The 13,216-nt window shown below is 69.1% G+C and carries 11 protein-coding genes and 1 pseudogene; 6 read left to right on the forward strand and 6 right to left on the reverse strand.

Annotation, left to right across the window (positions count from 1 at the left end; genetic code table 11):
* Positions 1-396: 396 nt before the first annotated feature.
* Genes OG584_RS00475 through OG584_RS00485 form a run of 3 tightly spaced genes read right to left on the reverse strand, consistent with a single transcriptional unit; the run spans position 397 to position 3,694 of the window.
* On the reverse strand, positions 397-1,662 hold the full coding sequence (locus OG584_RS00475; protein WP_405773795.1) for an MFS transporter: 1,266 nt from the start codon (positions 1,660-1,662) through the stop codon (positions 397-399).
* Between the two features lie 31 nt (positions 1,663-1,693).
* The gene (locus OG584_RS00480) at positions 1,694-3,457 is read right to left on the reverse strand and encodes a carbamoyltransferase N-terminal domain-containing protein (RefSeq protein ID WP_405773797.1); all 1,764 of its coding nucleotides are present in this window, start codon (positions 3,455-3,457) and stop codon (positions 1,694-1,696) included.
* A gap of 48 nt (positions 3,458-3,505) precedes the next feature.
* The gene (locus tag OG584_RS00485; RefSeq protein WP_405773799.1) at positions 3,506-3,694 is read right to left on the reverse strand and encodes a hypothetical protein; all 189 of its coding nucleotides are present in this window, start codon (positions 3,692-3,694) and stop codon (positions 3,506-3,508) included.
* A gap of 347 nt (positions 3,695-4,041) precedes the next feature.
* Here OG584_RS00485 and OG584_RS00490 point away from each other — a divergent pair, with 347 nt between their 5' ends.
* Together OG584_RS00490 and OG584_RS00495 are read left to right on the forward strand one after the other, a co-directional pair.
* Entirely contained in the window at positions 4,042-5,214 is a 1,173-nt protein-coding gene (locus tag OG584_RS00490) for an LLM class flavin-dependent oxidoreductase (RefSeq protein WP_405773801.1), read from the forward strand.
* Between the two features lie 610 nt (positions 5,215-5,824).
* Positions 5,825-6,676, forward strand: a complete 852-nt coding sequence (locus OG584_RS00495; RefSeq protein WP_405773803.1) for a class I SAM-dependent methyltransferase — start codon at positions 5,825-5,827, stop codon at positions 6,674-6,676.
* Between the two features lie 280 nt (positions 6,677-6,956).
* On the opposite strand, the gene OG584_RS00500 is transcribed toward OG584_RS00495, so the two are convergent.
* Positions 6,957-7,697 (reverse strand): formylglycine-generating enzyme family protein, encoded by a 741-nt coding sequence (locus OG584_RS00500; protein ID WP_405773805.1) that lies wholly within the window; start codon positions 7,695-7,697, stop codon positions 6,957-6,959.
* A gap of 707 nt (positions 7,698-8,404) precedes the next feature.
* On the opposite strand from OG584_RS00500, the gene OG584_RS00505 reads away from it, so the two are divergent.
* Together OG584_RS00505 and OG584_RS00510 are read left to right on the forward strand one after the other, a co-directional pair.
* Positions 8,405-9,094 carry a hypothetical protein gene (locus OG584_RS00505; RefSeq protein ID WP_405773807.1) on the forward strand — a complete coding sequence of 230 codons (690 nt, stop codon included), beginning with the start codon at positions 8,405-8,407 and terminating at the stop codon, positions 9,092-9,094.
* 407 nt (positions 9,095-9,501) lie between these two features.
* The gene (locus OG584_RS00510; protein ID WP_405773809.1) at positions 9,502-10,287 is read left to right on the forward strand and encodes a GNAT family N-acetyltransferase; all 786 of its coding nucleotides are present in this window, start codon (positions 9,502-9,504) and stop codon (positions 10,285-10,287) included.
* 65 nt (positions 10,288-10,352) lie between these two features.
* On the opposite strand, the pseudogene OG584_RS00515 reads toward OG584_RS00510, so the two are convergent.
* A pseudogene (locus OG584_RS00515) lies at positions 10,353-10,780 on the reverse strand (ATP-binding protein); the annotation flags it as partial.
* A 578-nt stretch (positions 10,781-11,358) separates the two neighbouring features.
* Between OG584_RS00515 and OG584_RS00520 the strand changes: the two are divergent.
* Both OG584_RS00520 and OG584_RS00525 read left to right on the forward strand, forming a co-directional pair.
* Entirely contained in the window at positions 11,359-11,574 is a 216-nt protein-coding gene (locus OG584_RS00520; protein ID WP_405773811.1) for a DUF6243 family protein, read from the forward strand.
* A 428-nt stretch (positions 11,575-12,002) separates the two neighbouring features.
* The gene (locus tag OG584_RS00525; protein ID WP_405773813.1) at positions 12,003-12,638 is read left to right on the forward strand and encodes a DUF1345 domain-containing protein; all 636 of its coding nucleotides are present in this window, start codon (positions 12,003-12,005) and stop codon (positions 12,636-12,638) included.
* Positions 12,639-12,823: 185 nt separating this feature from the next.
* Here the strand turns inward: OG584_RS00525 and OG584_RS00530 are convergent, their stop codons facing one another.
* Positions 12,824-13,171: a VOC family protein gene (locus OG584_RS00530; RefSeq protein WP_405773815.1), complete on the reverse strand. Its 348-nt coding sequence runs from the start codon at positions 13,169-13,171 to the stop codon at positions 12,824-12,826.
* Positions 13,172-13,216: the final 45 nt, after the last annotated feature.

The raw sequence follows: 13,216 nt of genomic DNA on the forward strand, positions 1-13,216 counted from the left end.
TGCGGGACCGCACGGGGCTGCAAGGGAAGCCTCAGCGATACGTGCCGGGGAAGGCAAAACCAACCAGACCACCGCGTGCCGACAGACACCGGCCACGGCAACCCCTCACTCCTCAAAACCTGCACCCGCCGCGCCCGATCACAACCAGAAAGGCCCGCACCACAACCAGAACCGCACACCGCCCAGCAGGAACTCCCTCCAGCACAAGACCCACCCACACACACGCCACAAGTGCGCTCCGTGACGCAGACCCGATACGCCGCCCCCTTCCGCGGACCAGCATCCCGCGGACCCCACCACGAACACAACGGGCCGGCGAAAACACCAGCCCCAGTCAACGACAAGCCACCCGGGACGAGCCCCCACACATCCCGGACCCTCAACGCTGCGGCGCGGTCACCCTCTGCTTCCATCTGCCGCCGCCGGAGCGGGATTCGGCCCGGCGCACTCGTCCTGTGCGCGGACGGGGCGCGGGCTGAGCAGACAGGCGGCAACCAGCAGGAGCCCGCAGGCGAAGAACGGGGTACGCAGGCCGAAAGCATGCGCCGTAAGACCGGAAGCGGCCGCGCCCAGGGCCGCGGCGCCACCGGTGGCCATCTGGTAGGCCATGCTGACCCGGCCCATGAGCGCGGTGGGCACCAGTTCCTGACGCTGAGAGACCGCAGTCACGTTCCAGGCCACGCTGGCAGCGCCGTACCCGACGACCGCGACCCCTGCCACGGCAGCCGAGGTCGCAGCGCCCAGAAGCGCCACGCACAGGGCACCACCGGCCATGGTGAGCCGCAGAAGCGGACCGGGACCCAAGCGGGTGAACACACGCGGGGCGAGGGTGGCACCGGCCACCCCGCCGACCGCGGAGGAAGAGAGCAGAAGCGCGAAGCCCATCGCGTCCAGGTGCAGGGACCGCTCAGCGAAGAGCACCAGGACGGCGATCACCGCGGCACCGACGAAGTTACCGATCCCCGCCACCAGACAGAGCCGGCGCAGCACCCAGTGCCGCCACAGCCAGCGGACGCCCTCCACCGCGTCCCGGCGCAAGGTGGCCGGTTTCCCGCCAGCGGGAGCAGGCCGGAAATCCCCGCGCAGCGGGAGCAGGAGAGCCGCCGACAGGGCGAAGGAGACACAGTCCACCGCGAACGGCAGCGCAGCGGTCACCGCGAACAGCACCGCACCCAGCGGTGTGCCCAGCAGAGTGTTGCTGATCAGTGCGCCGGCCTGCAGCCTGCCGTTGGCCCGCGGACGTGCCGCGGGCTCGACCAGTACCGGCACAACACTCGAGAAGGCGCCGCCGAACAGGGTCTGGCCACACCCCAGGACGAAGGCGACCGCGGCAAGCAACGGGATCGACCCGGCGTGGGCCGCGACCGCGACCGCGAGCAGGCCCACCACCAGCGCCCGGGCCACGTCCACCGTCCACAGAATCCGCCGACGGTCGATCCTGTCCGCCAGCGCCCCTGCCTGCAGGCCGAACAGCAGCCATGGCAGTTGCCCGGCCAGGGTCACCGCGGCGATCGACCGCGGGTCGCAGGTGAGCCGGGCGGCAAGCAGCGGCAGAGCGACCAGACGCAGGCCGTCACCGAGGCTGGAGACGACGACCGAGGACCAGACCTGATGGAACCCGGCAGTGAGAGAGGGAGCGCGGGAGATCCCGGCGGAAGGCATAACGGCAGTCCCTTGATCGCGGTGGGGGGGGTTACCGGGAATGGGTGTACAGCCGCCCGTCCGACCAGATATAGCGGGCGCCTCCCCATCGGGCAGCCGAAGCAACATCGGGAAAGAAACCACTGCCATTGAGGTTGGCACTGGTATTGCACAGCACCGGGATACCGCTGATCCGCTCGTACGCGACCAGGATCCGCGCCGCCGCCACATCCGCCGAGGCATCGATGGTCTGCAACCGCGCCGAACCGTCCAAATGCACGACCGCCGGGACACGTTCAGCCCAGCCAGGCCGCATGCGGTGATCGAAGAGCATGAAACGGTCCGGAGTGCCCGGATCGAAGACCTCAGAGGCACGATGAGTCAGGCACAAAGGCGCAACCGGCCGGTAGTGCGCGCGCTGCTTCATGTCATTGAGCCGTTTCTTCATCCCCGGGTCCACAGCAGGAGCCAGGATGCTGCGGTTGCCCAGGGCGCGGGGGCCGAGTTCAGCCCTCCCCGACAGGACAACCACCGGTTCCCCCTCGGTATGCAGGAGTTCAGCCAGCCCGGACTCGTCGCAGGGACGGACGGTCCAGCCCTCGGGCAGCGTTCCCTCGAAGACTCCGGGACCGCTGTAGACGTTCCAGTCCAGGGCCGGGCTCCCGCCGGTGCGGAAGAGTTCACAGGCGGCGGTGCCGATAGCGGCGCCGGCGTCGTTGGGGAACGGCGGTACCCAGACGTCCCGGAACAGTCCGCTGCGCCGGATGGCACTGTTCCACTTGATGTTCAGGGCGCAGCCCCCGCCGATGCACAGGGCAGGGCTCTGCCCGGGGAAGCGGGTACGGACCACTTCGGTCAGCCGCTCGATGAGCAGGACACCCAGGTGGTCCTGGAAGCTGGCGATCAGGTCGGCGTTGGTCAGTCCTGGGAAGAGCGCATCGCGATGCGTACCGGTCAGCCGGTCGAGCAGCTGCTCGCCCAGAGAGCTCTGGAAGGCGGCGACGAGATCGGCGTTGGCCAGGCCCGGGATCAGCGGTTCGCGGTCGGCCGCCAGGAGTTTCGCCGGCGGGGACTCCGCGAACTCGGGGATCTTAGCGAAACCGGCGAAGAGCCGGTCGAAGTGCGGGCGGGCGGAGGAACTGACCGAACCCAGCGCGGCGTACGCCATGGCCTTCCCGGCCACCGCCAGCAGATGCTCGGCTTCCGTACCGGATGCGCCCGGCATGCGGCGGAAGGGGTCGAACTTCGAACTGAAGGTGGTGAAGATGTCCCCGGTCATGGGGAACAGCGGGCCGAGCGGCACAAGCGTTCGTGGGCCGGGGGCGACCTGGTACAGCCTGGGCGAGGTGCCGCCGTCCCAGACCAGTACGAGTGCTTCCTCACCGTTCTGGGCGAAGGGGCTGGTGCAGTAGGCGGCGAGGGCGTGGCCGCTCACGTGGTGGTAACTGCTGTATCCCGTGCGCCTGGAGTTGAAGTGGTGCGAGGAGAAGGTGTAGCGGTGCAGCGGGTCGGTGTTCGCCGCGCCGTCCGCGTAGGGGGCCAGCGGGATGAAGAAGGGTTCCCCTCCCCGGCCGGTGGCAACACCGGGGTGCTCTGCGTTCCGCTCCGGCCACCAGCCGTCCACCACGAACCGGTCGACGTCCTTGGGGTCCACGCCCTGGCCGCGCAGGATCTCGCTCACCTGGTCCAGGTCCCGGAGCTTGGCGTAGCGCGGCCCGTTGTCCAGCTTCTCCACCTCGACACTGAAGACCAGGCGGTCCCCGTCGATCAGCGCGACACCACCGTCATGTGATGCCTTCACGCCCGCTGTCAGCATTACTCATCCTTCTTCTGGTCCGGCGCCCGGCGCTGAGGTCTCCTCGGATCACCCGGTGCTGCTCCACTCGGTGGAGTCGCTGGTGCCCGGCCCGTCGGCGACGGTGCTGTGCGGGTGGTCATGCCCCGTCACCAGGGCCGAGGCCGAAACACCGCCGAGAGCCAGGAGGGCTGCCGCCGCGATCGCCGCGCAGGCCTTGCGGGTGGTCCCGGTGACCGGTGCGATGGTGCGCTTCACAGGATTTCTCCGTTCGTGTGCTCTTACCCGCACTCGAAGCTGGCCAGGGACTCGGCCCCTGGCCGGCGGGGTGACGCACACTCTGGTGAGCGCCGATCTTCATGCGATCCGCAAGGAATCGTCGTCCCGCTAAGAGCAGGTCGCGCCCCCGGCCCCCGCCCGGTACGCAGGCCGGGCCCGCGGGGGCGCCCGCCCCCCGGCTCTCCTGCCGGCAGGGTCCCATGACACCGGCCGGGCACCGGGCCCCGGCCGTTGATGGGATGCACATCGGGCTGCACGACAGTGACCGTCACCGGCAGGCGCCCGAACGCGCCGAGCAGCCACACCTCCCGAAAGGCCTCTGACCCATGCCCGTTGAATTCGTCGGCGCCCTCTTCACCAGCGACGCCACCGAAACCCATTCACGCACGACCAAGATCCTCGACCCCAACTACACCCTCCGCCTCGCACGCGCCCACGAGGACCACGGCTACGACCGAGTACTCGTGCCCTACGCGGCCGGTACCCCGGACCCCACCGCGGTCTGCGCCTACGTCCTCTCCCGGCTGGAACGGCTCCAAGTCCTGCTGGCCCACCGGCCGAACGCCTGTCACCCCACAGTCGCCGCCCGGCTCTTCGCCAGCCTGGACCTGATCGGCGACGGGCGGCTGAGCGTGCACATGATCTCCGGCGGCAGCAACGCCGACCAGGAACGGGAAGGCGACTTCCTGCCCAAGGACCGGCGTTACGCCCGGACCGGCGAGTACATCCGCATCTTGCGCAAGGCCTGGAGCTCCGAGCAGGCATTCGACCACAAGGGCGAGTTCTACGAGTTCAAGGACTACCGCTCGACGTTCCCGACCGTGCGGCCGGGCGGCCCGCTGATCTCCTTCGGCGGTGCCTCCGACGCCGCCTTCGATATCGGTGGCGCCGAGGCGGACACCTTCGCTTTCTGGGGCGAGCCCCTCGCACGCACCACAGCCGACATCGACAGGGTCAGGAACTGCGCACAGGCCGCCGGGCGCACCACCATGCCCAGGATCCAGGTCGGGCTACGATCGATCCTGGGGGCGAACGAGGAACTGGCCTGGCAGAAGGCACACCGGATCGCCGGTGTGATCGAGGGAAACGTCCGCAAATTCCTGCCGCCGGCGGACCCGGACGACCCGCAGGGGAAGCCCGCGGCGTGGGCACCCGAGAACGCGGCCTCGCAGCGCCTGATGTCCACCGCGGCGGCCGGTGAGCGCTACGACCGCGCCCTGTGGACCAGGATCTCCGGGCTCGTCGGCGGGATCAACGACTCCAACGCCCTCGTGGGCACCCCGGAGACGGTGGCCCAGGCGCTGCTGGACTACTACGACCTCGGAGTAGAAATCTTCACCGTGCGGGGCTACGACCTCCTCAACGACGCCATCGACTTCGGCAGGGACGTCATCCCGCTGGTCCGTGAAGAAGTCGCCCGGCGGGACGCCGCCAAGGCCGCTGCCGCCGTCCGGGCTGCGCAGGAGACGGCTCGCCGGGCGGCGGCCGCGGTCGGCTGACGGGGCGGCACACACCGGTGCCGGGGAACCGGCCGAGGGGACCCACCACCCCGGCGCGGGCGGGCGGGGCGGGGCGGCGAACGGGGCGGGTGACCGTCTCGGCGGCGGGTTCAGCACCCCTGCGGGCGGTCAACGGCTTCACGCCTGGAAGCCCATGCTGCCTGCGGGGCGGGTGTGCACGCCGAGGCCGCCGGAGACGAGCAGGCCGTCGCCCGTGATGGGAGCGGGCCCTGTCGGACGCGGGGAAGGCGACCGCCTCAGCGACTTCGGCGGCATCCTCCGGCACGCCCCAGGGGAACGTCAGCGCCCCAGGCGGCGATCGTGTCCGGGGAGTATCCGTGCGTCCCGGCGAGGCGCCGTAGCTGTCGCCGTGCGCCCGGCGGCGATCACGGGGCAGCCCTCCGGGGTCCTTGCACTATGAGCGTCCGATGAGGTCGCGTGGCCCGGTGACGTGTATCGCAGGGCGGCAGGAGAGACCAGGATGGAGGTTCCCCTGGCCATCAATGCCTTGGGGAGGAGCCGCCTGGACTTTTCAGCAACGCCGCGAGACGCGGCACCAGGCCACGCGACCCGGACGGGGCACAGTGCAAGGACCCCTTAGGCTGGCGCGGTGACTGATGAGCAGGAGCGGGTGCAGCCGTCGGGAGTGTGGGCCACGGCGGTAGGGGTGACCAGGGTGCGGGCGCTGGAGACCGAGCGGGAGAACGCGCTGTTCCGCGACCCACTGGCACAGGCGTTCGCCACCGCCGGCGGCCTGGGGCCCTCCTCGCCGCCGCCGCCCGGTGACGAGGCCGCGCGACGCCGCCGGCTGGGCGTGGCGTTGTCCATCGTCATCAGGACGAAGTTCCTCGACGACCTGCTGCAGCAGGCCTCCGCGTCCGGGATCCGGCAGGTCGTGCTGCTCGGCGCCGGCATGGACAGCCGGGCCTTCCGGATGGACTGGCCCCAGGGCACCCGGCTGTTCGAGGTCGACACCGCCGCGCCACTGGACTTCAAGGATTCGGTGCTGCGCCAGGAGCGGGCCCTCCCGCGCTGCGAGCGGATCCCCGTCGCGGTGGATCTGCGTGAGGACTGGCCGGGCGCGCTGACCGCCGCCGGGCACGACCCAGCGGTGCCGACCGTGTGGATCGCCGAAGGACTGCTGATCTATCTGCCCGAGGACGCGGTGGAACTGCTGCTGGCCCGGATCAGCGCGCAGTCGGCTCCAGGCAGCCGGATGGGACTGACGTTGGGCCCGCGCGGCGTGATCGAGCGCTTCGGCTCGGACGCCGTGCCGGGATCGGCGGCGTCCATGTGGGTCTCGGAGATGCCCGACGACCCGGTGGGCTGGCTGGCCGGGCACGGCTGGCAGGCCGGCAGCCACACCCTGCGCGAGCGCGCTGCCGCCTACGGCCGCCCGATCAGCACCCCGGCGCAGCGCGAGGAGGGGCCCGGCGGACTGATCTCGGCGCTCCGCCCGTAGAGCGCCTCCCGGTTGTCTGGATGATCGATTCCAAAGGGCCCATGAGCGGACCAGGTTCATGTGCAGCCGGCCGGTCATGCGCACCGACCGCCTACGACCACTGGTCCCCCTTGGAACCGATCGTCCGGAGGCTGCCGGTGAACCGCCGGTTCGACCGGCTCCTCAAGGGTTCCCACTACCGTCCCGGTGACCGGCGTTCTCATCTGGGCCTCAGCATCGATGCGGACGGTCGGGGCAGGGCGCGCGGAAGTCCCCGTACGCGCTCACGGGACTGGCGTGATCAGTCATGCCAGGTCACGGCCAGGCGAAAGCCCACACCGATCGCCACCAGATCTTGCTCGTAAGCACCGTGCCGACGGGCACATCGGGCCAGATCCCGGTCGTGGCGGAACGCCCCGCCACGAGTGACGTGCGGATCGAAGGCCCAGTCCTCGGTGACCGGGACCTCGCCAGGAGCACCCGGATAGGGGGCGTACAGGGTGGAGGTCCACTCGTCGGCATTGCCGGCCATGTCCAACACCCCGAACGGACTGGCACCGTCCGGGAACGAGCCGACCGGCATCGTGGTGCCGATGCCCAGGTCCACCAGATTGGCCAGGCCCGTGCGGTAGCGCGCCCCCCACGGGAACTCCCGGCCGTCGTCGCCACGGGCAGCGCGCTCCCATTCGTCCTCCGTGGGCAACCGCACCCCAAGGCCCCCGAGTTGATCCCCGAGCCACTGACAGTAGGCCGTGGCCGCATCCCAAGTGACCCCGGTAAGCGGATGATTTGCCGGTGCCTGCGGGGCCGGCCGGCCGGTGGCTGCCGCGAATGGTGCCCACTGGCCGACCGTGACCTGGGTACGGCCGATCCGGAACGCCGGGAGATGGATCTCCGCGCATGGGGCTTCCTTCAGATACCACTGCGCCGGTACTCCGGTGTCGGCATAGCGGTGGGCGACCTGCGCCACCTCGTCGGCCGATGTGCCTCGGCGCAGCAACCCGGCTGGGATCTCAACCCAGTCCACCTGCTCGACATGCATGTTTCTCCTCGACTCGATCGGCCTGCCCTCATCATCGCCTCGGTGGCCGAGGTGGAGGATCGGCCAATAGACCCATCTCGACAGTGACCTTGGGACCAGGACCCTTTTGGCTGCCGCTCCGGCGGTGCCCGGCCACGGTGAGCCGTACACGTTCGCGGCTACCGGGCGAGCGCGCTTTCGGGCGAATACCAGCACCGGGCGAAGGTGCGGTCGGCAGGCGCGGGGAACCGTGCCGGCCGCAGAGCCCGCAGCCGGCTCGCCTGGAGGACCGAGGCGATAAGGACACCCAGGAGTTGATCACCACACCCGAGCAGCCGGACGCAAGGCTGCTCGCACCGGTTGTCGCGCAGGTACCGGCAAGCGAAATAGCCTGCCCGCGAGGCCCGGCCAGGCACACCACCCACGACCGCGACCCCAGGGGGGCACACGCCGGCAGTATCTCCGGAGCCCGGTCCAGGGGTCACTGCGCAGCCTCGTACAGCCCCGGCCTTCGGCATCTGCGGCACGATGCAGCGCCTATCCCCCAAAGCCTCCCGGTGCTGCCCCGGAAGTCCTACTCCCCCACTCGTCAACATCCCCCGACCGTGCATCGGGTCGCCTCCCGAACCCACTGATCAAAGATCCGCCCCACAGGGCCCGGGGCGATCCCAGGCCCTGACCCAGCACCCCTCCACAGACGTCCGCGGAGCAGCACTAGAATCTCCGGTATGGCAAAGCGCAAGGTGCAGCGGCGGGCGCGGAAGATCCTGGGCGAGGAACCTGTGGCCCTGGTCTGGTGTGAGATCCACAAGCCCATCCCCACACCGCCCAAGGACATTCACCGCGCCGCGGGCAAAGGACGTCTGACATCACGCCACCACTGGTCGTGGTACGCCGCGGCCGTCATCTTCTTCTTCGTGGTGGTGCCGGTGATCCTGATCGACACACTCGGCCGCAAGCTGGAAAAAACGATGTCGGGGGCGGACCGCGGCCGCCGGAGCGGACCGCCACCGGCTCCACCCGAGGCGCAGCGCTCCGGCCGTGGCCGCGCCCCTGAGGACGATCGCGAGCCCGATCCGGCCAATGGCGTCTTCGACGGGGACTGGAACCTGACCGCCGGCCAGCTGCTGTTGCGCTGGTACAGCCACTCGCCCAGCCCCAAGCGTCTGGTCATGCTGGCCCGCGACCGTATCTGTGTGGCCGCGTCCCCGCGCCGCCGAATGTCGCCGACCAAGGCCGACGACTTCCTGAGCGTCACGGAATTCACCCTCGAACAGGCCCGCATCGAGGGCGAGGCGGGCCAACCGCGTGGGTACGCCACCTTCCGGCTCTGCTTCGCCGACGGTTCCTGGCTGGAGGTGGGCCGATTGAGCGAGCCGGAGGACGCCGACCACTTCCTGCGCACGGTGAGCTGCTGATCAGCCCACCCAGCCCGTCACGGCCACTCGCCCCGCTGCCCTCGTCGTCGCTCCCGAAGACCTGGAACCCATCGGCTTGACGTGCTGGTGCGCAGCGTTCAAGACCCCGGAGAAGGCCCGTCCGGCAGCATGCCGTATCACCGTATCGGCCTCGGTACCGTGACCCTGGCTTCGTTGATCTCCAAGGGCAGGGTTTGTCGACGGTTTCCGAGGGCGGTTGGTGATCGAATGGCTCTGGGATGTGGATGAGAAATGACGGCACTGTCTGGATGCCAACGTGGGGACGGCCAGTGACCCGCAGGTTGGCTGGCCGTCGAGCAGGTGGTGGCAGCGAGAGAGTGCAGCCCTGATGTTCACGTGGTTTCGACGGGCGTTTAATCACTTGACCCGGTCCGTACGGTGTTCGGGTGAAGGACGCTCTGATCAACGAACTCCGCACCGCGTATGACGCCCAGCTCCGTGGTGTCACCCCGCCTGGCGGCAGTGCTCGCATCGAAAAGGACGGCCCACTGACCCGTGTCGTCGGTTGGCACCGCGGCTTTGTCACGGGCCCGCGCGACCTTGGTGTGTGCGGGGCAGAACTCGACATACTTATAGCGCGGCAACGTGACTTCTACGCTGCCCGTGGCGAGGCGGTCAAATGGAAGACTCGCGCCCATGATCTCCCCGCCGACCTCACCGACCGACTCACGGCGGCCGGCTTCGTCGCCGAGGACAGCGAGACCGTGCTCATCGGGCAGTCCGCGGACCTTGCGGCAGACCCCGTCCTGCCCGACGGCGTGACCCTCCGTCGTGTCACCGCCAGATCAGACCTCCAGCGCATCGCCTCCATGGAGAGCTCCGTCTGGGACGAGGACTGGAGTTGGCTCGCCGACGACCTGACCGCCCGGATCGAGAACGCCCCAGAGAACACCATCGTCCTCGTCGCCGAGGCACGCACCGAAGTCGTCTGCGCCGCCTGGCTCGTGTTCAAGGGCGGCGTCGATTTCGGCGGACTCTGGGGCGGCTCAACGCTCAAGGAATGGCGCGGAAGGGGCATCTACCGGGCCATGGTCGCCTACCGGGCCCAGCTTGCTGCCGCCCGCGATGTCCCCTACGTCTACGTCGACGCCTCGGCCGACAGCGCCCCGATCCTTACCCGCCTTGGCCTGCACGCGGTCACCACGACGACACCGTATGTCTGGTCGCCCTGAACTCAGACCGACTTGGCAGGCTGTTCGGCTCATGCCCGTGTGCTGGCAAGGCGGTAGGAATCGGTTCATGCCCGTGTGCTGGCAAGGCGGTAGGAGTCGGTGCCACTCTCGATGATGGTGCGGTGGAAGGTGAGGCGGTCGGTGATGGCCGCGCAGAGGCCGGGGTCGGTGAAGGTCTTGGTCCAGCCGCCGGACGACTCGTTCGAGGCGACGGCGACGCTGTTCTTTTCCTCCCGTTCGGTCAGGGCCTGGAAGGGAGTTCGGCACCGCAGCGGTCCAGTTCCATTTCCATGTAGCCGATCTCGTCGATGTAGAGAAAGTCGCCACCTCCGTAGCGGACGATAGTCCTGTTGAACTGCTTCTCGTCGGCCGCTTCGACCAGTTCGTCCACCAGTTTCGTGGCAAGGGTGCAGCGGACGCGGTAGCCCTTCATGGCCGCCTAGGTACCCAGGGCGATGAGCATGTGGGACTTGCCGGTGCCAGAGTCCCCGAGCGGTAACACCGCTAGACACGGCGCCGGGCCACGCGGCCTGGACGGGCACCCTGCAAGGGCCCCTGAGCCGAGTACGACGGCAGATCAACGGGCGGCCAGGCACCTGGGAGGCACTCGCGGCCGAAGGGCGAGGCCGGTTCCGAATCCGAACGGCACGGGATCCCTCTGAGCGGCACCAAGCCGGGCGGGACAAGCCGACCGACCGGCGAGACTGGGCGAGAGCCGGGCGTGACCGGCGCCGTTCGGTCCAGTCGCGGCCACTGACAACGCCCGTAGCAATCCATGACACCCCTCAGGCCTCTCCGGACGGGCACCGGCCGGCGGTAGGTGGCGGCAGTACTGAGAGTCCCGGACGGAAACGGCTGACTCCGGGCGCTCGCCGAAGGCCCGGCCGATGCCGGGGCGGCGAAAAGGCTGGTGTGCGGGGCCGACGGAACCGGGTAACGTCTTTGTCATGTTCTTCCAGACGCCGATTTACGAGTGAGAGCGTGACGGGCCCGGGGACGCCCCTTCGACGTCGCCGCCCGTCCCCCACCGACGAATCCGTAGATCACTTAACATCACTACCGGGAGAACCCGTGACCGTGAGCAAGAACATCAACAATCCTGTGGGCATGGGCGGCGGCCAGCGCAAGAAACTGTCCCGCGCCGAACGGCAGAACAACGGCCCGCACCGCAACCTCGACCGCCAGGGTGCAGCCGACCAGAAGGCAGAGCTGGTGCGCAAGATGCGCGAGAAGGCAGCCGCAGCGCAGGACGCCGGGCAGACGGGCGACGACACCGCACACAGCTGACGCACCACCGCCGCAGAGCGGCCACCACACAGGGCAGGGCCCGGACCGCGACGCGCGGCCGGGCCCTGCTGCCACACCCGGGCCCTCTGCCATACCTGGCCCTGCTGCCGCACCGGGCGAGGCCGACCCCGCTCGGCGACCGGCCGGCAACCCGGTACCGACGTGGAACCCCGGGACGAAGGACGACGGCAACGAATGCGCGCCACCCGGCAACCGCAGCTACGGCCACCGGAGCTGTCGGGCGGTCACCCGGTTCCTCCGCAGATACTCTGAATCCGTCCTGCTTGTTATCCGTCCTGCTTGTTTCGCTTTCCCTGTCCTGTTCCCTGTCCTGGCCCACCGGTATCCATGCGTGGTGCGAGCCCATGACGCTATGGGAGGGCCAAGGCCCATTTCCGTGCAGCCGAGGCAACACTGGTGAGGTCCGCATGATCCGCAGGCTGGTACTTTCCGCGGTTCCCCGACTCGCCGGCGCGGCGGTCCTCGGTGTGGTTTTCGGTGTGGTCGTCGGCGTACTGACCAACGCACCGCTGGGCATTCTCGCCGGAATCGCCTCAGCGGAGACGATCTTCGTCGTTGCGGGGTGGATCGTCCTGTGGCCCATGAATGCCGCCAGCACTCATCACAACGCCCGACGCGAGGAGTTCCGGCCCCTCACCGAAGAACTCGCCGTCGTCGGGTCCGCCCTGTGCGGCCTGGTCGGCATCGTGGTGCTGCTCCTGGTCAGCCATACGGACCTGAGCCATGCTGCCGCCGCGACGGCACTGTGCGGTGTGTTCACAGCCTGGGCGGCGCTCCACCTGATGTACGCGACTCGCTACGCGTACATCTATTACCGAACCCCCGAAGGCGGGATCGACTTCAACACCGACGACCGGCCGCAGTACAGCGACTTCCTCTACTTCAGCTACAACCTCGGCATGACCTACCAGGTCTCCGACACCAACGTCTCCACGTCCACGATCCGCGCGGTTGCCCTCCGGCACTGCCTTGTGTCCTACGTCTTCGGTGCCAGCATCCTGGCCACCACCATCAATCTCGTCACCGGCATCGTCACAGGCTGATACAAGGACGGGCCCGCCCGGCCGGTCAGAAACCAGCGCAGGACCGCACCGAGAACCGCGCACAGCTACGACTCGGCATCAAAGGGCTGTCTCCACACCCCCGACGGACCGAGCAACCAGGGGTGGGGCGCCGCCCTCCTCTCCATACGGCCCCGCGTGATCCGTGCGGCACCCCCGGCCATCCGTTACCGCTGTGTCGCGATCTGGATCAGATTGCGGCAGGTGTCGTCGAAAACAGCGGCGATCACGGGACCCATCTCCCGTGGCTCCTGGGTGAGCCTGAACCCCGAACCGTGCAGGCGCCCGTACTCCGCCCGCACGTCATCGACAGCGAACTGAGCAAGCGCGATACCGTCCGCGACGAGCGTGCCGCGGTATGTCCCGGCAGGCGGATGACCCCCCGGCTCCAGAAGAAGTTCCGTACAGCCCGGCTCCTCGGGCGAGACAACGGTCAGCCACCGCTCCCTCTCCCCCATGAAGACATCATGCTTCAGGTCTGCGACTTCCTCCGCCGTCGGGACGGCTTCCCGCACCCGCGCCTGCGGTGGATGCCCTCGCCGCAGCTCTGTTACACCGTG

The sequence above is a fragment of the Streptomyces sp. NBC_00859 genome (assembly GCF_045161865.1).
Lineage (GTDB): Bacteria > Actinomycetota > Actinomycetes > Streptomycetales > Streptomycetaceae > Streptomyces.